The sequence below is a fragment of the Morococcus cerebrosus genome (assembly GCF_022749515.1).
Classification (GTDB): domain Bacteria; phylum Pseudomonadota; class Gammaproteobacteria; order Burkholderiales; family Neisseriaceae; genus Neisseria; species Neisseria cerebrosa.
In genome coordinates this window covers 837,574-860,202 of the sequence record NZ_CP094242.1, presented here as the reverse complement: position 1 = coordinate 860,202, position 22,629 = coordinate 837,574, and the positions used below count along the sequence as shown (strand labels likewise).

18 protein-coding genes and 2 pseudogenes are annotated in these 22,629 nt (G+C 52.0%); 14 read left to right on the top strand and 6 right to left on the bottom strand.

Annotated features, from left to right (window positions below; genetic code table 11):
* The first annotated feature begins 131 nt into the window (after positions 1–131).
* From MON37_RS03970 to MON37_RS03950, 5 genes are all read left to right on the top strand, one after another.
* Complete coding sequence (locus MON37_RS03970) at positions 132–1,925, top strand: histidine kinase (protein ID WP_039407301.1); 1,794 nt, start codon at positions 132–134, stop codon at positions 1,923–1,925.
* The gene (locus MON37_RS03965; RefSeq protein ID WP_003743074.1) at positions 1,922–2,578 is read left to right on the top strand and encodes a response regulator; all 657 of its coding nucleotides are present in this window, start codon (positions 1,922–1,924) and stop codon (positions 2,576–2,578) included. Before MON37_RS03970 ends, MON37_RS03965 begins: the two co-directional genes overlap by 4 nt.
* A 271-nt stretch (positions 2,579–2,849) precedes the next feature.
* The gene (gene dsbD, locus MON37_RS03960) at positions 2,850–4,655 is read left to right on the top strand and encodes a protein-disulfide reductase DsbD (protein WP_039407298.1); all 1,806 of its coding nucleotides are present in this window, start codon (positions 2,850–2,852) and stop codon (positions 4,653–4,655) included.
* Positions 4,656–4,757: 102 nt separating this feature from the next.
* The gene (gene ung, locus MON37_RS03955; RefSeq protein WP_039407296.1) at positions 4,758–5,417 is read left to right on the top strand and encodes a uracil-DNA glycosylase; all 660 of its coding nucleotides are present in this window, start codon (positions 4,758–4,760) and stop codon (positions 5,415–5,417) included.
* A 107-nt stretch (positions 5,418–5,524) separates the two neighbouring features.
* Positions 5,525–6,022 (top strand): YbhB/YbcL family Raf kinase inhibitor-like protein, encoded by a 498-nt coding sequence (locus tag MON37_RS03950; RefSeq protein ID WP_039407293.1) that lies wholly within the window; start codon positions 5,525–5,527, stop codon positions 6,020–6,022.
* A 220-nt stretch (positions 6,023–6,242) separates the two neighbouring features.
* Here MON37_RS03950 and MON37_RS03945 read toward each other — a convergent pair whose 3' ends face one another.
* Positions 6,243–6,722, bottom strand: a complete 480-nt coding sequence (locus MON37_RS03945; RefSeq protein ID WP_278250521.1) for a M10 family metallopeptidase C-terminal domain-containing protein — start codon at positions 6,720–6,722, stop codon at positions 6,243–6,245.
* Positions 6,723–6,800: 78 nt separating this feature from the next.
* On the opposite strand from MON37_RS03945, the gene MON37_RS03930 reads away from it, so the two are divergent.
* A protein-coding gene (locus tag MON37_RS03930) for an IS5 family transposase (protein ID WP_234403659.1) occupies positions 6,801–7,593 on the top strand; the annotation gives its coding sequence in 2 pieces (ribosomal slippage) (positions 6,801–7,064 and positions 7,066–7,593; 792 coding nt in all).
* 140 nt (positions 7,594–7,733) lie between these two features.
* Here the strand turns inward: MON37_RS03930 and MON37_RS03925 are convergent.
* Positions 7,734–8,540 (bottom strand): calcium-binding protein, encoded by an 807-nt coding sequence (locus tag MON37_RS03925; protein ID WP_278250520.1) that lies wholly within the window; start codon positions 8,538–8,540, stop codon positions 7,734–7,736.
* A gap of 333 nt (positions 8,541–8,873) precedes the next feature.
* Between MON37_RS03925 and MON37_RS03920 the strand changes: the two genes are divergently transcribed.
* Positions 8,874–10,010: an S-(hydroxymethyl)glutathione dehydrogenase/class III alcohol dehydrogenase gene (locus MON37_RS03920; protein WP_039407286.1), complete on the top strand. Its 1,137-nt coding sequence runs from the start codon at positions 8,874–8,876 to the stop codon at positions 10,008–10,010.
* An 8-nt stretch (positions 10,011–10,018) separates the two neighbouring features.
* Positions 10,019–10,846, top strand: a complete 828-nt coding sequence (fghA, locus tag MON37_RS03915; RefSeq protein WP_039407284.1) for an S-formylglutathione hydrolase — start codon at positions 10,019–10,021, stop codon at positions 10,844–10,846.
* Between the two features lie 586 nt (positions 10,847–11,432).
* Here the strand turns inward: fghA and MON37_RS03910 are convergent.
* Both MON37_RS03910 and MON37_RS03905 read right to left on the bottom strand, forming a co-directional pair.
* On the bottom strand, positions 11,433–11,942 hold the full coding sequence (locus tag MON37_RS03910) for a peptidylprolyl isomerase (protein ID WP_003743061.1): 510 nt from the start codon (positions 11,940–11,942) through the stop codon (positions 11,433–11,435).
* A 107-nt stretch (positions 11,943–12,049) separates the two neighbouring features.
* Positions 12,050–13,467, bottom strand: a pseudogene (locus MON37_RS03905) (SLC13 family permease).
* Positions 13,468–13,847: 380 nt separating this feature from the next.
* Between MON37_RS03905 and MON37_RS03900 the strand changes: the two are divergent.
* The 3 genes and pseudogenes from MON37_RS03900 to MON37_RS12430 all read left to right on the top strand — a co-directional run.
* Positions 13,848–14,546 (top strand): TIGR02117 family protein, encoded by a 699-nt coding sequence (locus MON37_RS03900; RefSeq protein ID WP_039407280.1) that lies wholly within the window; start codon positions 13,848–13,850, stop codon positions 14,544–14,546.
* The gene (aroD, locus tag MON37_RS03895; RefSeq protein ID WP_039407277.1) at positions 14,543–15,310 is read left to right on the top strand and encodes a type I 3-dehydroquinate dehydratase; all 768 of its coding nucleotides are present in this window, start codon (positions 14,543–14,545) and stop codon (positions 15,308–15,310) included. The genes MON37_RS03900 and aroD overlap by 4 nt, the downstream gene beginning before the upstream one ends.
* Positions 15,311–15,314: 4 nt before the next feature.
* Positions 15,315–15,422: pseudogene (locus tag MON37_RS12430) on the top strand (IS5/IS1182 family transposase); the annotation flags it as partial.
* A gap of 135 nt (positions 15,423–15,557) precedes the next feature.
* Here MON37_RS12430 and lptG read toward each other — a convergent pair.
* Positions 15,558–16,628, bottom strand: coding sequence for an LPS export ABC transporter permease LptG (gene lptG, locus MON37_RS03890; protein WP_039407274.1), 1,071 nt, complete (start codon positions 16,626–16,628; stop codon positions 15,558–15,560).
* A complete protein-coding gene (gene lptF, locus MON37_RS03885; RefSeq protein ID WP_039407271.1) occupies positions 16,625–17,740 on the bottom strand; it encodes an LPS export ABC transporter permease LptF in 1,116 nt (371 codons plus the stop codon). The genes lptG and lptF overlap by 4 nt, the downstream gene beginning before the upstream one ends.
* A 167-nt stretch (positions 17,741–17,907) precedes the next feature.
* Between lptF and MON37_RS03880 the strand changes: the two genes are divergently transcribed.
* The 3 genes from MON37_RS03880 (at position 17,908) to znuD (ending at position 22,416) form a co-directional block, all read left to right on the top strand.
* Positions 17,908–19,317 carry a leucyl aminopeptidase gene (locus tag MON37_RS03880; protein ID WP_039407268.1) on the top strand — a complete coding sequence of 470 codons (1,410 nt, stop codon included), beginning with the start codon at positions 17,908–17,910 and terminating at the stop codon, positions 19,315–19,317.
* 100 nt (positions 19,318–19,417) lie between these two features.
* A complete protein-coding gene (locus MON37_RS03875; RefSeq protein WP_039407265.1) occupies positions 19,418–19,900 on the top strand; it encodes a cupin domain-containing protein in 483 nt (160 codons plus the stop codon).
* A 227-nt stretch (positions 19,901–20,127) separates the two neighbouring features.
* Positions 20,128–22,416, top strand: coding sequence for a TonB-dependent zinc receptor ZnuD (gene znuD, locus MON37_RS03870; RefSeq protein ID WP_039407262.1), 2,289 nt, complete (start codon positions 20,128–20,130; stop codon positions 22,414–22,416).
* Positions 22,417–22,629 lie beyond the last annotated feature (213 nt).

The window sequence follows — 22,629 nt, the reverse complement described above, 5'->3', positions numbered from 1 at the left end:
ATGATTTTACATTGAAACAGTGTCATCTCTATTTCATGGCAACCATCTCGTCGGTCCGATTGCCTCTAAGCCGAATGAATGATATGTTTACACAGTAACCGACCGAAAACTTCCAACGGCATATACCTTCTATGTCTTTCACATTCCGTTTTTTAAACCGCCTGAGCCTGTCTTCGCGCTTGAAGCTGCTGACCATATTATGGGTCGGCTCCGCCCTTTTGTCCGTCATCCTGACTTTGGTACTCTCTTGGAGGTTGCAAAATGCCGCCACCGTTATCGAAGATGCAGGCAACTTGCGGACGCAGGTTTACCGCCTTGCCTACATGGTCGGCGAACGCGCACCCAAGGCGCAAATCAACAATCAAATCCGCGAATTCGAACAAAACCTCAACCGCATCAGCCAGAGTAACGCCATACACCCGCTGATGCCCTCTGAAACACCGCCCGCCTACGACCTGATACAGACCGCGCTGATTGAAGACTGGAAAGCCAACATACAACCCGTCCTGCGCCGTTACGAACGCCCCGACCAAATCAAGCTCTACCGTTTTGCAGCCAATATCGAACTGTTTTTACAGGCGATGGAACACGCCAATGAGAAAAACACACTATGGTTGCGCCGCTTTCAAATGATTATGATGGGGATGATTTTTGCGGCGGCGGGACTAATGATTATCTGGCACTATGCATGGATTATCCGGCCTTTGGAAACACTGAGGGACGGTGTAAAGACCATCAGCCAAGGCAGGTTCGGCGTTCAGATCGACACAGACCAGATAAGCGAGTTTGCCCAAGTCAACAAAGGCTTCAACCAAATGAGCAGCCGGCTAAAGACGCTTTATACCGATTTAGAGGGGCAAGTGGCACGTCAAACTCAAGACCTGGCGCGACAAAACCGTGATCTGACGCTGCTCTATCAAACCACCCGCGATTTGCATCAAACTTTTACCCCCCAACAGGCGGCGGAAGAATTTCTCAAGCGCACCCTGCCTGCCGTCTCCGCAGAAGCGGGCAGCATCCGCCTTTGGGATAACGAACGCAAACGCACGGACATAGTGGCGTCCATCGGGCTGCCTGATGATTCGGATGAGCCAGATACTGCCCCGGATAAAACGGCACTCAAACACGCCGTTTTCCCCATCAGCTATCAAGAAGAAGAACTGGGTGTTTTAAACCTGTATTTTTCAGACGACCTTAAACCAGATAACAACGACAACGAACTGCTGCGTACATTAAGCGGACAATTAGGCGTTTCCATCGTCAACAGCCGCCTCGAGCAAGAACGCCGCCTGCTGGCCGTTTTACAGGAGCGCAACCTGATTGCCCAAGGCCTGCACGACAGCATCGCACAAGCATTGACTTTCCTAAACCTCCAAGTCCAAATGCTGGAAAGCGCATTCTATTCAAACCAAAAAGAACAAGCTGAAGAGAATATCCGCTTCATCAAAGACGGCGTGCAGGAATGTTATGAAGACGTGCGCGAACTACTGCTGAACTTCCGCACCAAAATCAGTAACAAAGACTTCCCTGAAGCCGTTTCTGCCCTGCTTACCCGATTTGAAAGACAGACCAAAATCAACGTCAGTACCGAATGGAGGGATGAAGGCGCGGCATTGAACAACGACGAGCAGTTACAGATTATCTTCATCCTCCAAGAGAGCCTGTCCAACATCCGCAAACACGCCTTGGCACGCAACGTTACCGTCAGCATTGACAACCGTCAGGACTTCACGCTGATCATCCGCGATGACGGCGTAGGTTTCGATCCCGCCCACCTGGACACGCTTTCCGGCGAACATGTCGGCATGGGCATCATGCGCGAACGCGCCCAACGTATCCACGCAGAATTAGAAGTCAGCTCCAAACCGGATGAAGGCACAACCGTTACCCTAACCCTACCCAAACACAAGAGAACATTCTCATGACCATTAAAATTATCCTGATCGACGACCACACACTCTTCCGCAGCGGCATCAAAGCCCTGCTCTCCCGTCAAAGCGACTTTGAAGTCATCGGCGAAGCCGCCGACGGTTTGTCCGGCGTCAAAATGGCGGAACAGCTCAAACCCGACGTCGTCTTACTCGACCTTGACATGCCCGTCATGAACGGTCGCGAAGCACTGGCACAAATCTTGGGCGTCAACCCGAACCAAACCGTCATCATGCTGACCGTTTCCGAAGACAGCGACGACCTAACCGAATGCATGCGCATCGGCGCACGCGGCTTTTTGCTGAAAAACATCAACGCCGACTTCCTGCTCGACAGCATCCGCAAAGCCGTGGACGGCGACAACGTCTTCTCTCCCGAAATGACCACCCGCCTCGTCCAATCCCTGATTTCCCCGTCCGCACCGCGTACTGATCAGGCACTCTCTACCCTCACCCCGCGCGAACTCGAAATCTTAGGCTACCTCGCCGCCGGACACAGTAACAAAGTCATCGCCCGTCATTTGGAATTGGCAGAATCCACCGTCAAGGTTCACGTTCAAAACCTGCTGCGAAAACTTGACCTCAGTAGCCGCGTCCAAGCCGCCGTTTACGCCGTTCAGCACAAAGTCCCGCAGCCTGAAATCAATTAAACGGCTCAAGATACCGGTACTCAAGCGGTAAAACATGAAAGGTCGTCTGAAAATGGTTTAGCAGAATTTACCCTATCCGTTTTCAGACGACCTTTCCCGTTCCAATCGGCTATGAAAAAGAGACAATCCGACGGGCATCATCTATCAAGTAGTCCGATAATCCCCCCTCGCGACGATAAAAAACAATCGCTGCTTTTAATATAAATTAAGGCCTATAAACGGCTGCTGCGTTTATAATGCGCCTGTTCAACCCTTCCACCGAGAAGACGCCATGAAAAAACTCCTTTACTTCTTTACCGCCTTTTTTGCCCTGTGTTCCAGCGCGTTCGCTGTGAACGCCGACGATTTGCTGCCGCCTGAAAAAGCGTTTGTGCCGCAAGTGAACGTTACCGACAAAGGCATCAACGTCGAATTCAAAATCGCTGACGGCTACTATATGTACCAATCGAAAATCGTCGCCGCCACCGCGCCTGAAGGCGTATTGGGCGAACCCGTTTTCAGCAAAGGCGAAGCCAAAGAAGATGAGTTTTTCGGCAAACAAACCGTGTTCCACCGCGCCGCGCAGGTCAACTGGCCTTACAAAAAAGCCGCGCCGACCTACAAGCTGACGCTGACTTATCAAGGTTGTGCCGAAGCCGGCGTATGTTACCCGCCTGTGGACACTTCTTTCGAGATTAATGGCAACGGCCTGTACCAGCCGCAAAGCGACGAACCCATATCCGCCAAAGACCGCTTCCTGCAACCCGATTCCGCCAAACCATCCCCCGCCGCCGCGCCTAAAGCCTCGCAAAACGACGACGGCAGCCGCTTCAAATTATCGTGGGACACATTAAACGCCAACCTGTTGGCGTTTTTTACCGCAGGGGTATTTTTGAGCTTTACCGCCTGTATGTATCCGCTTTTACCGATTGTTTCCAGCATCATCGTCGGCGATAAAACCGCCGGCAAAGGCCGCGCCTTCGCGCTATCCGTAGCGTATGTGCAAGGTTTGGCACTGACCTACACACTGGTCGGCGTCATCGCAGGCTTGACGGGCGCGCTTCTGACCGTATGGCTGCAACAGGCATGGGTCGTCCTTGCCGCCGCAGGTCTGATGGTCGTCCTCGCGCTTTCCATGTTCGGACTCTTCAACATCCAACTGCCCAACGCCGTCCAATCCTATTTCCAAAACCAAAGCAGCAAACTCTCCGGCGGCAAAATCTTCTCCGTCTTCGTCATGGGCATACTCTCCGCGCTGATCGTCGGACCCTGCGTCGCCCCGCCGCTCGGATTCGCCTTGGGCTATATCGGACAAACCGGTGATGCCGTTTTGGGCGGACTGGCGCTGTATGTCTTGGCACTCGGCACCGGCGTTCCGCTGATCCTCATCGGCACATTCGGCGGCCATGTCCTGCCCAAAGCAGGCGACTGGATGAACGGCATCAAATACGCCTTCGGCTTCATCCTGCTTGCCGTAGCCGTCTATCTCGCCACGCCGCACCTGCCCTACTACCTCGTGGTCGCGCTGTACACCCTGCTCATGATCGTCCCTGCCGTCATGTTGCTGGTTAAATCCGGCAAACAAAAAGGTCGTCTGAAAACCGCAGCCTCCGTTTTAGGCTTCCTGCTCATCATCGGCGGCGCATGGTTCGGCTGGCAAAGCGCAAACAAACAAACCACCGCCCTGCACCACTTCCTGACATTGTCTCCCCCGTCCGAAGCAGGCAAAACCACCGGCCACGGCAAAATGTTCACTGACGTCGCCGAACTCAAAGCTGCCATGGACGCCGCATTGAAAGCCAACCCCGACAAACCCGTCGTTTTGGATTTCTACGCCGACTGGTGTATTTCCTGCAAAGAAATGGCAAACTACACGCTCAACCAGCCGCAAGTGCATGAAGCCGTCGATATGGACCGCTTCTTCCAAATCGACGTAACCGCCAACACGCCCGAACATCAGGCACTCTACAAAGAATACGGAATCTACGGCCCGCCGGGCATTTTCGCCATCCACGCCGACGGCAGACGCAGCGACCCCTTGCTCGGCTTCGTCAAACCAGACGAATTCATCAACTGGTACAAACAAAACGAAAAATAAAGACGAAAGGTCGTCTGAAAACCTGAAACAGGGTTTTCAGACGACCTTTTTACAAACAACCGCACTATAATCCCAACTATCTCCCTTCACAAAGGCAGCCTCATGCAAACTTGGCACGAAGCAATCGGCTCGGAAAAGTCCGAACCCTATTTCCAACACATCATCGAAACCGTCAAAAAAGAGCGCGGCATGGGGCGGATTATCTATCCGCCTGCCGAAGACGTGTTCAACGCCTTTAAAGCAACCGAATTCGGTAACGTCAAAGTCGTGATTTTGGGGCAAGACCCGTATCACGGTGCAGGACAGGCGCACGGGCTGGCGTTTTCCGTCCGCGAAGGCGTCGCCGTCCCGCCCTCGCTGGTCAATATTTACAAAGAACTGGCGGACGACATCGAAGGCTTCCGTATCCCGCAACACGGCTATCTGCAATATTGGGCGGAGCAGGGCGTTTTACTGCTCAATACCGTACTGACCGTCCGCGCGGGACAGGCGCATTCCCATGCCACATTGGGCTGGGAACGCTTTACCGACGAAGTGGTCAACCAAATCAACCAAAACCGCGAACACGTCGTCTTCATGCTTTGGGGCAGCCACGCGCAGAAAAAAGGCGCGTTTATCGACCGCAGCCGCCATCTCGTCCTCAGCGCGCCGCACCCCTCGCCGCTGTCCGCCTATCGCGGTTTTTTCGGCTGCAAACACTTTTCCCACGCCAATGCCTATTTGCAGGAAAACGGGATAACGCCGATAGATTGGCAGGTATAAAACAGGTCGTCTGAAAACAGCAGCCCGGCAAACCGAACAATCCACCCTCCGTCTGAACAAGCCTTCCTTTTTCAGACGACCCCTTCCCCAACCCATAGGAGAACACTATGCAGGTAACGACTTCAGCCATTGTCAACGGTGAATTTGAAGACAAATACGGCAAACGCGGCAGTCAGTTTAGTCCGAACAATATGCCGACTTATTCCATTCCCTTTGAAATCAGCGGCGCTCCCGAAGGCACGAAATCCTTTGCCGTCGTTTTGGAAGACAAAGACGCCATTACCGCCAGCGGATTCGTGTGGACACACTGGCTGATTGCCGACCTCAAACGCACCTCCGTCGCCGAAAACGAAAGCTTGACCGCCACCGACTACACACAAGGCGCAAACAGTTGGGCAAGCCTGTTGGGCAAGTTGGACATCAAAGAAGCCACAGGCTACGGCGGTATGTATCCGCCCAACTGCCGCCACCGCTACGAACTCATCGTTTACGCACTCGACACCGTATTAAACCTGCCGCGCGGCTTCCGCTTCAACGACCTGCACTTCGCCATGCAAGGACATATCTTGGACAGCGCAAGCGTAATGGGAACGTATGACGTATAAAGCTTAAGCAGTTTGAGACCTTTGCCAGATTTTTCAGAAAGCGCAATCTTAGAAACAGAAACGTCGTCTGAAACCTGTAACTACGTTTTTAGACGACGTTTTTATTGAATCAGCTTAGAATGAACTGACGATTTGTTTCAAATAATGTTTATTTTAAATCTTTGCTTTGGAGTTTAAAAAGCAGATTCATTTCAAACTGTCGGTTCTTTTTCACGGGTCTTTATCCGATGATATTGGATGCATCCAACCATTTTGATGGATCGTCGCTATCGGATTTGGCAAATACGGTGCTACTGCTTGAACCTGCTGCACGATAAGCAAGAGTCTGCTGCTCTGTATCAAAGATGAGATAAGGATGGTCTTTTTGGAGAATGACCTCAGGGTCTTTGTCAACGAACATCTTTGACCAGCTCAAATTGGCGTTGCTGCCAGTCAGCAATGAACGCATACCAGATAGGTCGAGTTTATCCGTCTCAGGGTTAAAGTCGAGCAAACGATCTATGCTGCCTTCACGAATATCTGCTGCAGTAAAGGCGACAGTGTCTCTGCCTGCACCTGTTATGATGGTGTCGCTACCCAAGCCGCCTGCAAGATAGTCATCTCCGTCTCCTCCGTTGAGGTGATCATTTCCATTGCCACCTGACAGGGTGTCGTTGCCGCCCATGCCGTACAGGAAATCGTTGCCTTCTTCACCACTCAAGCGGTTGTTGCCGCTGTTGCCTATCAGAATATTGTTAGAACGTGTTCATTGTCTCAGCCTCTGCTGTAAACTATCGGCATGAACAGAAAAACCTACCCAAGCGATATCAGTCGCGAGCAATTTGCGCCTCTCCTTCCCCTGCTGGAAAGTGCCCGTAAACGCACAGCGCCACGCCAGGTGGACTTGTACGATGTCTTTTGTGCCATTCTCTACCTGCAACGCACTGGCTGCTCCTGGCGCGCTTTGCCGGGCGACTTCCCCAAATGGCGCACCGTGCATTCCTACTTCCAGAGATGGACCGAACCACGCGAGAGTGGCATCAGCATCCTTGAGGAAGCATTAAAAAAATCAGGTAGTTGCGGAGCACCGCAAGCAGGGGCGCCATGAAGCAACTACTTTCCTGATTATTGATGCGCAGAGTGTGAAGAACACGGATACCGCCATGGAAAAAGGCTACGATGCGGGCAAGAAGGTTAGCGGTATCAAGCGACATATAGCGGTTGACACGCAAGGTTTGCCGCATGCCCTTGCGGTAACGACGGCGGATGTTACGGATAGAAAAGGCTGCCTGGTGGCATTGGAACGTGGGCGGGATAATCTTGGTGCGATACAAAAAATCCTTGCTGACGGTGGTTACACGGGTAAGGCATTTGCTTCGTCGGTACAGGAGTTGATTGGTGCGGAGGTAGAGATTGCCAAACGAAACGAATTGCACCGTTTTGCAGTATTGCCGAAGCGATGGGTAGTAGAGCGCAGCTTTTCCTGGTTGGAAAAGAACAGGCGGCTTTGGAAAAACTGCGAGCGTAAGTTGAGTACCAGTCTGCAAATGGTAGCTTTGGCTTTCTTGGGAGTCCTGCTACGAAGACTATGAACACGCTCTTAGACGACGTTTTTATTGAATCAGCTTAGAATGAACTGACGATTTATTTCAAATAATGTTTATTTTAAATCTTTGCTTTGGAGTTTAAAAAGCAGATTCATTTCAAACTGTCGGTTCTTTTTCACGGGTCTTTAGCCGATGATATTGGATGCATCCAACCATTTTGATGGATCGTCGCTATCGAATTTGGCAAATACGGTGCTACTGCTTGAACCTGCTGCACGATAAGCAAGAGTCTGCTGCTCTGTATCAAAGATGAGATAAGGATGGTCTTTTTGGAGAATGACCTCAGGGTCTTTGTAAACGAACATCTTTGACCAGCTCAAATTGGCGTTGCTGCCAGTCAGCAATGAACGCATACCAGATAGGTCGAGTTTATCCGTCTCAGGGTTAAAGTCGAGCAAACGATCTATGCTGCCTTCACGAATATCTGCTGCAGTAAAGGCGACAGTGTCTCTGCCTGCACCTGTTATGATGGTGTCGCTACCCAAGCCGCCTGCAAGATAGTCATCTCCGTCTCCTCCGTTGAGGTGATCATTTCCATTGCCACCTGACAGGGTGTCGTTGCCGCCCATGCCGTACAGGAAATCGTTGCCTTCTTCACCACTCAAGCGGTTGTTGCCGCTGTTGCCTATCAGAATATTGTTAGAGTTGTTGCCAAATCCGAAGGTGTTGCCGTTGCCTTCCAGTGTCAGGTTTTCGACGTGGGTCGGTAAGGTAAAGGTTGTATCGGCGTAAACCGTGTCGTTGCCTTCATTTGCATATTCAACAATGGTGTCGTCCGCGTTCTTACTGTAATAAATATCGTCGCCCAAGCCGCCGTAGAATGTGGTATGTCCGAGACTGCCATGTAAAACGTCATCATGGGGCGTTCCTTTAAGGACGTCTGATTTATTGTTTGCTGCGCTGCGGGATAAAGAGTGCAATGTATTGGCCATGATGGCTCTCCTTGAGATCAAGTAGCCGGGAATATAAATAATTCTATCTATATGACATTAAAGAATTTTTTTCTTGTACATCTCAACGAGGATTTGATCGGCGAATGAAATGATGAGAAAGATATAATAATTTATATTATTGTTTTGTTTATTAATTTAAAATAAAAATGATATTTGATGACACTTCAATAAAATGCCAATTGCATTTTACATCTTCAGTCAATCATGCTACTGCCGAAGCAAAATTGCAAAAAACGCTTGCTTCAGACTGGAGTCCAAAGTATAAACTGGTGTCATTTAGTAACTTTATTAATGAATTAAAAGGCAAAAATAATGGAAATTAAACAAACCAATTCAACCATCAAATCGCGTGCGGCGGTAGCATTCGCGCCAAATCAACCCTTACAAATTGTGGAAATCGATGTAGAAATGCCGCGTAAAGGCGAGGTGTTAATCCGCAATACCCACACTGGCGTGTGCCATACTGATGCATTTACATTATCAGGGAACGATCCTGAAGGCGTATTCCCTGTGGTGCTTGGACACGAAGGTGCAGGTGTAGTCGTTGCTGTGGGCGAAGGTGTGTTAAGCGTAAAACCAGGTGATCACGTCATTCCTCTTTACACCGCTGAATGTGGAGAATGTGAGTTTTGTCGTTCAGGTAAAACCAACTTATGCGTCTCAGTGCGTGATACGCAAGGTAAAGGCTTAATGCCGGACGGCACGACGCGTTTTTCTTATCAAGGTCAGCCGATCTATCACTATATGGGCTGTTCGACTTTCAGTGAATATTCTGTTGTTGCGGAAGTTTCACTGGCGAAAATCAACCCGGAAGCCAACCACGAACAAGTATGTTTGCTCGGCTGCGGTGTTACCACAGGTATTGGTGCGGTACATAACACGGCAAAAGTGCAAGAAGGCGACTCTGTGGCCGTGTTTGGCTTGGGGGCGATTGGTTTGGCTGTGGTGCAAGGTGCGCGTCAAGCCAAAGCGGGGCGCATTATCGCCATTGATACCAATTCCGCAAAATTCGAGTTGGCAAAACAGTTTGGTGCGACTGACTGCTTAAACCCGAACGATTACGATAAACCAATCAAAGATGTGTTGTTAGACATCAATAAATGGGGCATTGACCATACCTTTGAATGTATCGGCAATGTAAACGTAATGCGTCAAGCATTAGAAAGTGCACACCGTGGTTGGGGACAATCCATTATCATCGGCGTAGCAGGTGCAGGACAAGAAATTTCAACGCGTCCGTTCCAGTTGGTAACCGGTCGTGTTTGGAAAGGCACGGCATTTGGTGGTGTGAAAGGCCGCTCTGAACTTCCGAAAATGGTGGAAGATTCAATGAAAGGTGATATCCAGTTAGAACCGTTTGTGACTCACACAATGACACTTGATCAAATCAATGAAGCCTTTGAGTTAATGCACGAAGGTAAATCGATCCGCTCTGTTATTCATTACTAAGGCCCGTGATGAAACTGATTGAACAACATCAAATTTTTGGCGGTTTGCAACAAGTTTGGGCACATCATGCCCAAACGCTTCAATGCGAAATGAAATTTGCCGTCTATTTGCCGGATAATCAGGAGAATCGACCACTTGGTGTGATTTATTGGCTTTCCGGCTTAACCTGTACTGAACAAAATTTCATTACCAAATCAGGCTTTCAGCGCTATGCGGCAGAACATCAAGTGATTGTGGTTGCCCCCGATACCAGCCCTCGCGGAGAGCAAGTGCCGAACGATGCGGCTTATGATTTAGGGCAAGGTGCAGGCTTCTATCTGAATGCGACCGAGCAGCCTTGGGCGACGAATTATCAAATGTATGATTATATTTTGAACGAGTTGCCCAGTCTGATTGAGGAAAATTTTCCTACCAACGGCAAACGTTCCATTATGGGGCATTCAATGGGCGGACACGGCGCATTGGTATTGGCACTGCGAAACCGGGAACGTTATCAAAGTGTCTCTGCCTTTTCGCCCATTTTGTCGCCAAGCCTTGTGCCTTGGGGAGAAAAAGCCTTTTCTGCCTATTTAGGAAAAGATCGTGAAAAATGGCAACAATATGATGCCGGCACGCTCATTCAACAAGGCTATAAAGTGCAAGGTATGCGCATTGATCAGGGCTTGGAAGATGAGTTTTTACCAACACAATTGCGTACCGAAGATTTTATCGAAACCTGTCGTGCGGCAAATCAGCCGATCAACGTGCGCTTCCATAAAGGCTATGATCATAGCTATTACTTCATCGCCAGTTTTATTGGTGAGCATATTGCATATCATGCGGCATTTTTGAAGTAATCCAAAGAAGTGATTCGTGAATCGAATAAACGTTGAAGTGAACGTTAATTTTTCATGTTAATGAATTAAAAAGGCATCGGATTGATGCCTTTTGTTTTTATAAATGATGAAAAAGTGCTATTAAAATCAGCTATCTCCTAGAATCAGCATGAGGAGACCTTTGCAAAATCTCCTCGCTCATTCTACTTAAATATCCCCCCATTCCAATACAAACCATTGTTGAGAGGTAAAAAACGAAAAGGTCGTCTGAAAACCTGTTTTCAGACGACCTTTTGTTGTTATCGAGAACTTTGCAAATAGCCCTTTTCACCCCCAACAGTCGAAACCCAAACACAGGTTTTCTGCTGTTTCGTTGCGGATTACAAAAAACAGTCAGGCATACCGCCCTGCCCAGTTTCGTCCTACATATTTTTCCTTGCGTCAAGCCCACGCTACGCTGCCAATGCAACAGATTTGTTTGATTGATTGCTGACGGTTGATGGCAACTGATTCGTCAAAAACCAAAGAAGCCGTCGATATGCCTTATCCGCAAAAAAAGCAGCCCGTTTCAGGCTGCTTTTGCGTCATGGGATGTAACGCGTCAAATTTATACCACTTCGGCTTTGGTGATGACGACAGGTTCGGTCGGTACATCGTCGTGGTAGCCGTGGCGTTTGGTGGCGACGCCTTCGATGGCATCGACCACGTCAAAACCGTCGACGACTTTGCCGAATACGGCGTAGCCCCAGTCTTGGACGACGGTTTTGCCGTACAGCTCTTTGGAACGGAAGTTCAGGAAGGCGTTGTCGGCGGTGTTGATGAAGAATTGCGCGCTGGCGGAATGCGGGTCGGAGGTGCGCGCCATGGCGATGGTGTATTTCTCGTTGGGCAGGCCGTTGGACGCTTCGTTTTGAATCGGCTCGCGTGTTTCTTTTTCGTTCATGTTCTCGTCCATGCCGCCGCCTTGAATCATGAAGCCTTTGATGACGCGGTGGAAGATTACGCCGTCGTAGAAGCCGTCTTTGACGTATTGCTCGAAGTTTTTGGCGGTAACGGGGGCTTTGTCGAAGTCGAGTTCGATTTTGATGTCGCCTTTGTTGGTGTGCAGGATAATCATGGGTTTCCTTTCGTTAAGAATCTTTTTACAAATGGAGCTGGGCGGAAAAACTTCAAGGTCGTCTGAAAAATATTCTTTCAGACGACCTTGGCTAGGGTTTTATGGGTTTACATCAGAATGAAATAAGCCCACAGCGCAACCAATACGATACAAAGGACGTTCAGCAGCAAGCCGACGTTCATCATTTCGCGTTGCTTAATCAAGCCTGTACCGAACACAATCGCGTTGGGCGGCGTGGCAACCGGCAGCATGAACGCGCAGGATGCGCCGATGCCGATGACAAATACCAAGACTTGTTCGGGCAGCCCCATTTGCGTGGCGATGCTGGCGAAAATGGGCACGAGCAGCGCGGCGGAGGCGGTGTTACTGGTGAACTCGGTCAGGAAGATGATGAAGGTGGCGACTACGAAAATCACCAGCAGCGGATGCGCGGCGGTGAAAGTGGTGGCCACCTGCTGACCCAAGGCTTCGGATGCGCCGGAGGATTGCAGCAGCGCGCTCAAGCTGATGCCGCCGCCGAAGAGCATCAACACACCCCAGTCGGTATTGCGGGCGACTTCTTTCCATTGCGCCACGCCGAATACGACGACGGCGACAGCGGCAATCAGGGCAATGACGGTATCGGGGTTGGAAATGCCGAACGCTTCTTTGATTTTGGAGCTGAATACCCAAGCCACGGCAGCAGCGATGAAAATCAACAGCGCGATTACACGGTGCAGCGTCCAAGGGATAGACTCGGCTTTGACTTCGACGCGCTCGTTCAGATTGGGCTTGAGGATGACGTACATGGAGAACAGCATCAACGGCAGAATCAACAGCATCATCGGCAGGCCGAGCTTCATCCAGCCGACGAAGTCCAGATTCAGGGGGCTTTGGCGGCAATCATGTTCGGCGGTGAACCGACCACGGTACCCAAACCGCCGATACTGGCGCAGTAGGCGATGCCGAGCAGGACGAAGACGTAGGTTTTACGTTCTTTTTCTTGGTCGAGGTGGCTCATCATACCCATTGCCAACGGCAGCATCATGGCGGCGGTCGCGGTATTGCTGATCCACATGGACAGGAAGGCGGTAACGGCAAACAGCATCAATACGGCGACTTTCATATTACCGCGCGACAGGCGCAAGAGGTTGACGGCGATTTTGCGGTCGAGACGCTGCATGTGCAGGGCGGTAGCAAGCGCGAAGCCGCCGAAGAAGATGTAAATCGTCGGATCGGCAAAGCCCGCCATCGCTTTTTTGATGTCCATATCGGGGAAGCCGAGTACGACGGCGAGAATCGGCACCATCAATGCGGTTACGGTGATGTGGACGGCTTCGGTGAACCAAAGCGCGGCAACGAAAATCAACAGCGCGATGCCTTTGTTGGCATCGGTGCTGTAAGGCAGGATGCTGTAAATGCCGAAACAGACGACGGCGGAAATGATGGTGGTCAGCAGGCCCTTAAAGTCGGTAATCGGCTTTTGTGCACTGAGCAGCTCGACATTCTCAGGATGCTGGGTTTTGTCCTTTGCATGTAAGTCCATGGAGTATTCCTCTGAAACATAACGTGAAATCGCTAAAACCGCTGAAGCATAGGCTCATCGCCCGACATTGCTTTTTTATTGATTTCACTGAATCGGTTTTTCTTGTTTCCCGCAGCGGGTTGTTCGCAGGCTTTGGATTTCAAGCAAACAAAGCCGTGCGGCATGGCAATGAGTATATTTGTAATCGGGTGTAGTGTAAATATAATGTTAACAATCGGGTGCGGTTTTTTACGAAAACGGATTGATGGGAAACTAAAAATATCTTTTTGTTGATTTTCAGACGACCTCTTTTGTAGTTAAAGCGTTAAGGTCGTCTGAAATACTTAAAACATGCCGTTATCGTGATATGATGCCGCATCTTTAACGACGCCGTCACGTCAATGAAAAAAATATTCAAAATCCTCCTGAAAGCCCTGTTGGCATTTATCATCGCCGCCATCCTTTACTTTGCCGCCGCTTACATACTTGGTAAGATTCCGCAGGACAGCATTGAAGCCTCCGATGGCGAGGTAACCCTTTACCTGAACAGCAACGGCGTACACGCCGACATCGTCATGCCGCTTTCAGACGACCTTTTCGACTGGACCAGCATCATCAATCCTGCCGACAGCCCCGCAGGGCAAGGCGATGCGCCCATCCGCTATGTCGGCATAGGCTGGGGCGAGCGCAATTTCTATTTGAACACGCCGCAGTGGTCGGATTTGACCGCCTCTACGGCCGTACAGGCGTTAAGCGGGGTCAACAGCACGCTGATTCACGCCATCTACTACCGCGAGCCGCCGAGAGAAGGCGAAAATACCGTCAAATTCACCGTCAGCCGCGAACAATACCGCCGCCTGAGTGCCAACCTGATGCGTCATTTCAAATTGAAAGCGGGCAAAGCCATCCCCGTCGCCGGCGCGCATTACAGTGCTGACGACGCATTCTACGAAGCAGAAGGCCGCTACCATCTTTTCAATACGTGCAACAGCTGGCTCAACCGCCGCCTGACCGAAAGCGGCATCAACGGCGTCGTTTGGACACCGTTCCCCGATCCGCTGCTTGACAGCCATCGTACCAATACAGCAGAAAAACCATGAAAACCCTGACCATCCGCCATCTCACGCTCGGCAGCGGACAGCCGAAAATCGCCGTTCCCTTGGTTGCCCGAGACGAAGCAGCCTTATCCGCCGCCCTGAAAAACCTCGAACACGCCTGTTTCGATATTATCGAGTTCAGAGCCGACTATTTCGCCCAAGCAGGCAACCCCGAATACCTGCTTACCCAAGCCGCCGCCGTGCGTCGCGCTTTTCCCGAAACTCCGCTGCTGTTTACCTTCAGGCGCGCGGAGGAAGGCGGCGAATACCCTTGCAGCAAAGCGTATTATTTCGAATTGCTCGATAAAGCCGCCGCTTCAGGCATCATCGACATCATCGACATCGAACTTTCCGCCGGCGAGAGCGAAGTCCGCCAAGCGGTTGCCGCCGCCAAAGCGCACAAAACCGCCGTCCTGATGAGCAACCACGATTTCCATCAAACGCCCGCCAAATCGGACATCACAGGTCGTCTGAAAAAAATGGAAGAGGCAGGCGCGGACATCTGCAAAATCGCCGTGATGCCCCAAAGCCCTGCCGATGTCCTGACGCTTTTGGACGCCACTTGGGAAGCCCGTCAAACTGCAAACCGCCCGATTGTTACCATTTCTATGGGGAAACTCGGACTCGTCAGCCGTATCTCAGGTTCAACCTTCGGCTCCGCCATCACATTTGGCACGGCAGGAAACGCCTCCGCGCCCGGTCAGCTTGATTCCGCCAGCCTGAAAAACATCTTGGATGTTTTGGAAAACGGTAACACCGCCGGATAACAATAAATATAGTGGATTAAATTTAAATCAGGACAAGGCGACGAAGCCGCAGACAGTACAGATAGTACGGCAAGGCGAGGCAACGCCGTACTGGTTTAAAGTTAATCCACTATAACAATCCAAATAAACCGTACCCTCCGCTACCCCGCCCTACCTAACATCAAGCCAAACAAAACGTCGTCTGAAAACAGGCATAGCGTATTTCGCAAAACCATTTTCAGACGACGTTTTCTCCGAATCCATCTTTTTATCTTCTCTCCTGCCTGCGTATCAGCCAAACGGCGAGCAGGGCGAAGGCTATGGTGGGCAATGCGCCGGCGAGGAAGGGTGGGACGCCGTAGAGTTGGCTGGTAAAGCCGAAGAGCCGTCCGGCGAAGTGGAACAGCAAGCCGAGGCAGATACCGCCGAAGAGCTTCAAACCCATATTGCCGTGGCGGGTGGTTTGCGGGGTGAAGGCAAAGGCGACGAGTGCCATGACCCAGGCGGCGACGGGGTAAACCAATTTGCGCCACCAGGCGATGGCGTAGATCTGGGTGTTTTGGTTGTTGTTTTCGAGGTGGCTGATGTAGGTGGTCAGTTCGCCGACCGACATTTGGTCGGGTTTGACAAGCAATACGTCCATCAGGTTGCGTTTGACGGCGATCGGCCAGTTTTCTTCGGTGGCGGTCGAGACTTCGACTTTGTCTTCGCTAAGCGTGCTGCGGCGGATGTTTTTCAACTGCCAACTGCCGTCGTTGTTTAAAACGGCGGATTCGGCTTCCGTTGCCTGCGTCAGTTCGTTTTTGTCGTTGCGCACCCAAATTTTAATGCCCAGCAGGGTATGGTCGGGCAGCATTTCTCGCACGTTGATGATGCTGTTTTTTTCTTTGAGCCAAAGCCCGGTATTGCCGGTGCTGATTTTGCCGTTGATGGCGGCGGATTTGATGTTTTCGGCTTTTTGGCTGAGGGTGGGGGCAATCCATTCGCCGAGCGCGGCGGTGGCGATGGCGAAAATCAGTCCGAACTGCGACAGGATCAGCAGCAGTTTTTTGGTGCTCATGCCGCTTGCTTTGATGACGGTCAGTTCGCTGCCGGCGGCAAGTTGGCTGAGGGAGACGAGTCCGCCGATGAGGACGGCGAGGGGCATGAGTTCGTAGGCGCGCGCGGGCATCTGCATGAGGACGTATTGCGCCATGGTTGCGCCGTTATAGCTGCCTTTGCCCAAGTCGCCGACTTCGTTGATGATCTCGAAAAAGCTGTACAGGGCGAGGAAGGCCAGGAGGGCGTAAACCGCCATAACCGCCATTTGGCGGATGATGTAACGTGAAATCAGGTTCATTTTCCGCCTTTCAATGTCAGACTTTTGCCAACCGCCCGCCAGAAGGGCTGGCTGGGCATGCTGCGGACGCGCAGGAGTACGACGGCGATGGCGAACATGATGATGTGCATGGGCAGCAGTCCGAGCCAGAAATGGATTTTGCCGTCTTCCACGGCATTGCGCAGGAAGGTCAGTCCGTTTTGGTAAATCAGGAAAAGCCCGATGGCGACGAGGATGTTGTAGGTGTGGCCGCTGCGCGGGTTGAAATAGGAAAGCGGCACGGCAAGCAGGCAGAGCAGGAGGACGCTGACGGTCAGTGAGATGCGCCACATCAATTCCGCCTGATGTTGCGGGTTGCTGCTGCCGATGAGCTGCGATGTCGGGATGGTGCGGCGGTGGGAAACGGGGTCGATGAGTTTGGGCGTGGTGCTGATAATCAGGCTGAGGTTTTGAAAGGAAACGCGGTTGTAGTCGGCTTTGCCGGGCGTGCCGCTGTAACGGTAGCCGTTGCGCAGGTCGAGCGTGCGCTTGTTGTCGTTCAGCGAGAAATTGCCTTCTTTGGCGAAGATAATGTTGTCGTTGCCGTTTTTATCCTGTTCGCGCAGGAACAGATTTTTCATGATGCCCGATTCGGTGTCGAAGGTTTCGACGAAGTAAACCCTGCCGTTGCGCTTGCCCAGGCTGTTGAACTCGCCTGCTTCCACCATGGACAATTCTTGTTTCTGCTTGAGGAGTTCGGCGTATTCGCGGCTGCGCAGTTCTGCCCACGGCATGACCCAAAGCTGCATGACGGCAATCAGGATGGCAAACGGTACGGCAAACTGCATGACGGGGCGTATCCACTGTTTCAACGCCAGCCCGCAGGAGAGCCAAACCGACATTTCGCTGTCGCGCCAGTAGCGGGTCAACACGGTCAGCGTGCTGATGAACGCAGTCAAAACCAGCAAAAGCGGCGTCATGCCGATAACCCAGAAACCGACCAATGCCAACACGGCATCGATGGCGACGCGCCCGTCGGCGGCACGGCCGAGCAGGTTGATTGCCTGAGTGGAGACCAACACCGCCAAGAGGACGACGAAAATGCCGACGGCGGTAAAAGAGAGTTCTTTGATGAAGTTTCTTTGATAAATCATAGAATCGCGGCTAGGAGCGGTAGCGGTTCGGCGCAGGCGGATTGTCTGCGCAAGGTTTCAGACGACCTCTCAAATGGAGTACAATCTTTCCAACCGTTTTCAGACGACCCCTTAATGCAAAGGGTCGTCTGAAACTACCCGAAACCATCTCAATCAGGAGAATAAACGTGGAATTTAGCACAAAAGCCGGAACCTTGCAGCCGCAACAGGCAGGCGCGCAGTTATTTGTCTGCACCGAAACCGCGCAATTAAACCACCCGACCGCCCTTGCCCTTTTGTCTTCGCTTGAAGAAGGTCAAACTTTTGCCGACACCAAAATCCCGACGGACAACGGTTTGCAGGCAGTCGCCGTCGTCCGCCTCGAAAAAACCGACCGCGCCGCGCTGAACAAAGCTGCCGCCGAAGCCGCCAAATGGGCGCAAAATCAGGAAACGGTTAATGCGGACATCCATGCCTTCGATGAAGCGCAAGCCGCCGCCGTTGCCGAAGCCTTCGCCATCGCGTTCGGCAACGCCGCCTACCGTTTCGACCGCTACAAAAAAGAAGCCAAGCCCGCCAAATTCGCACAAGCCGTGTTCTACACCGCACACGAAGCCGCCGTCAAAGAAGCCCTGCGCGTCGCTGAGGCGCAGGTTTACGGACAAAGCCTCTGCCGCGACTTGGGCAATGCCGCGCCCAACGAATGCACACCCGAATTCTTAGCGCGCACCGCCAAAGCCGAAGCCGAAAAACTGGGCGCACACGCCAAAATCATCGAAAAAGACTACATCAAAGAAAACATGGGTTCGTTCTGGTCGGTCGCCAAAGGCAGCGTGGAAGACCCCTATCTGATTGAATTGAGCTACTTCGGTGCGGCCGACAAAGAAGCCGCTCCCGTCGTCTTGGTCGGCAAAGGCATTACCTTCGACACCGGCGGCATCTCCCTCAAACCCGGTTTGAACATGGACGAAATGAAGTTTGACATGTGCGGCGCGGCAACCGTCATCAGCACCTTCTGCGCCGCCGTCAAACTGCAACTACCGATCAACCTCATCGCCGTCGTCGCCACCTGCGAAAACATGCCTTCCGGCGCGGCCAACAAACCGGGCGACGTCGTGAAAAGCATGAAAGGCTTGACCATCGAAGTGTTGAACACCGATGCCGAGGGTCGTCTGATTTTGTGCGACGCATTGACTTACGCCGAGCAGTTCAAACCTAAAGCCGTTATCGACGTTGCCACTCTGACCGGCGCGTGCATCATCGCCTTAGGTCATGACGTCAGCGGCGTGATGGGCAACAATCAGGATTTGGTCGACAGCCTGCTGGTCGCTTCCCGCAACGTGGACGACAAAGCATGGCAACTGCCGCTCTTTGAAACCTACAAAGACCAGCTCAAATCCAACTTTGCCGACATTCCCAACATCGGCACGCCGGGTGCAGGCACGATTACCGCCGCTACCTTCCTGTCTTACTTCACCGAAGATTACCCGTGGGCACACCTTGACATCGCAGGTACGGCATGGAAATCCGGCGGTGAAAAAGGCGCGACCGGCCGCCCTGTTCCATTATTGTTGAACTATCTTCGCAATGTGAAATAAATCTTGGGGGAAGCCTGCGGGGTTAATCGTTTCAACCCCGCAGGCCGTCTGAAAACGGAATCCGCATTATCTGACCCAACCTGACAAACGGAGAACCGCCATGAAACCACTATTTGCCGCATTATCTGTCGCCCTTCTACTCGGCACATCTCTAAACACTCAAGCCGCCGAACAAACCACCCCCACCGACCGCAGCATCCAAGTGTACAAAAAAACCGACTTAGCAGAATGGAACCGCGAAAACGCAGCCGGAGGCCAAGGCCCGTTGCTCGGCAACTTTGCCTTCACGCGCCATCAAACCACCGACCAAGACGCATTCAAAGAAATCGGCTGGCTCACATTGCCGCCGGGCGCTTCCATCGGCCAACACAAACATACCGGCAATGAAGACGTTTACATCATCGTATCCGGCAAAGGTCTGTTTACCGACAGCACGGGCAAACAGACCCAAGTCGGCGCAGGGGACATTACCATCGCCCGCCCCGGCCAGTCCCATGCACTCAAAAATATCGGCAAAAAGCCGTTGGTATTCTTGGATTTGATTGCAGAGACCGCTGGCGCTAAAGCCGCCGAAAACAAGTAATACTTTCAATGAAAACAAATAATCTGCCGTGATTTTCTGTCTTACTAGAACCAGGCAGCAGAAAGATTGTTCCGTTTTCATTTAAACCTGCATAACCTGCATACAAGACAAAGGCCGTCTGAAAACCACGCTTCGTTTTCAGACGGCCTTTTTTCTCAAAAATCTTATCATATAAATGACGCAATGTTATATAATAACAGCCTTTCGAAATATGATGAGAAACTAAAATGACACAAGCCACACTCAAACCCATTGTTTTATCTATTCTTTTAATCAGCACCCCTATCCTCTCCCAAGCGCATGAAACCGAGCAGTCGGTTGACTTGGAAGAGGTTACCGTCGTCGGTAAAAGCCGTCCGCGTGCAACGTCGGGGCTGCTGCACGCTTCGACCGCCTCCGACAAAATCATCAGCGGCGATACCTTGCGCCAAAAAGCCGTCAACTTGGGCGATGCTTTGGACGGCGTACCGGGCATTCATGCCTCGCAATACGGCGGCGGCGCGTCCGCTCCCGTCATTCGCGGTCAAACAGGCAGACGGATTAAAGTATTGAACCATCACGGCGAAACAGGCGACATGGCGGACTTCTCGCCCGACCATGCCTTGATGGTGGACAGCGCCTTGTCGCAGCAGGTCGAAATCCTGCGCGGCCCGGTAACGCTGTTGTACAGCTCGGGCAATGTAGCCGGTTTGGTCGATGTTGCCGATGGCAAAATCCCCGAAAAAATGCCTGAAAACGGCGTATCGGGCGAAGCCGGATTGCGTTTGAGCAGCGGCAATTTGGAAAAACTGACATCCGCAGGCATCAATATCGGCTTGGGCAAAAACTTCGTGCTGCATACCGAAGGCTTGTACCGCAAATCAGGCGATTACGCCGTACCGCGCTATCAAAAAGAAGAAGGCCGTCTGAAACGACTGCCCGACAGCCATGCCGATTCAAAAACCGGCAGCATCGGGCTGTCTTGGGTAGGCGAAAAAGGCTTTATCGGCGTAACGTACAGCGACCGCCGCGACCGCTACGGCCTGCCTGCGCACAGCCACCTCTACGACGACTGCCACGCCGACATCATCTGGCAGAAGAGTTTGATTAACAAACGCTATTTGCAGCTTTATCCGCACCTGTTGACCGAAGAAGACATCGATTACGACAATCCGGGCTTAAGCTGCGGCTTCCACGACGACGATAATGCACACGCGCATACCCACAGCGGCAGACCGTGGATAGACCTGCGCAACAAACGCTACGAAATCCGCGCCGAATGGAAGCAGCCGCTCCCCGGTTTCGAAGCCCTGCGCGTGCATCTGAACCGCAACGACTACCGCCACGACGAAAAAGCGGGCGATGCGGTGGAAAACTTCTTTAAAAACAAAACGCAAAATGCCCGCATCGAATTGCGCCACCTGCCCATAGGTCGTCTGAAAGGCAGTTGGGGCGTGCAATACCTCACCCAAAAATCCAGCGCGCTTTCCGCCATTCCCGAAACCGTCCAACAGCCGATGTTGATCGACAACGATGTGCATCATTACAGCTTTTTCGGCGTAGAACAGGCAAATTGGGACAACTTCTCGCTTGAAGGCGGCGTGCGCGTGGAAAAACAAAAAGCCGCCATTCAGTACGACAAGGCATTGATTGATCGGGAAAACTACTACAACCAACCCTTGCCCGACCTCGGCGCGCACCGCCAAACCGCCCGCTCGTTCGCGCTTTCCGGCAACTGGTATTTCACGCCACAACACAAACTCAGCCTGACCGCCTCCCATCAAGAACGTCTGCCGTCAACGCAAGAGTTGTACGCACACGGTAAACACGTCGCCACCAACACCTTTGAAGTCGGCAACAAACACCTCAACAAAGAGCGTTCCAACAACATCGAACTCGCGCTGGGCTACGAAGGCGACCGCTGGCAATACAATCTGGCACTCTACCGCAACCGCTTCGGCAACTACATCTACGCCCAAACCTTAAACGACGGACGGGGCCCCAAATCCATCGAAGACGACAGCGAAATGAAGCTCGTGCGCTATAACCAATCCGGCGCCGACTTCTACGGTGCGGAAGGCGAAATCTACTTCAAGCCCACACCGCGCTACCGCATCGGACTTTCCGGCGACTACGTCAGAGGTCGTCTGAAAAACCTCCCGTCGCTGCCCGGCAGGGAAGATGCCTACGGCAACCGTCCACTCATCGCTCAAGCTGACCAAAACGCCCCGCGCGTTCCCGCCGCACGACTCGGCTTCCACCTGAATGCCGCACTGACCGACCGCATCGATGCCCATCTCGACTACTACCGCGTGTTTGCCCAAAACAAACTCGCCCGCTACGAAACGCGCACGCCCGGACACCATATGCTCAACCTCGGCGCAAACTACCGCCGCCGCACCGGCTACGGCGAGTGGAATTGGTACGTCAAAGCCGACAACCTGCTCAACCAGTCCGTTTACGCCCACAGCAGCTTCCTGTCCGACACCCCGCAAATGGGACGCAGCTTCACCGGCGGCGTGAACTTTAAGTTTTAAGGGGCGATAGACAAGCGAAAAGGTTTTCAGACGGCCTCTGAAAACCTTTTTTATTCATCCCTTCATGTCATCCCAATCTTTTGACTTTCGTCAAAGGAAATTGTTTTCATCCGTCTACTTCCAGTATTAATCCAACCTTTCCGCGCTCGTCATAAACCTTTGTAAACCAAATCATCCGACAGGTATCTGATATTCCTCCCCTCTTCCTCCCAA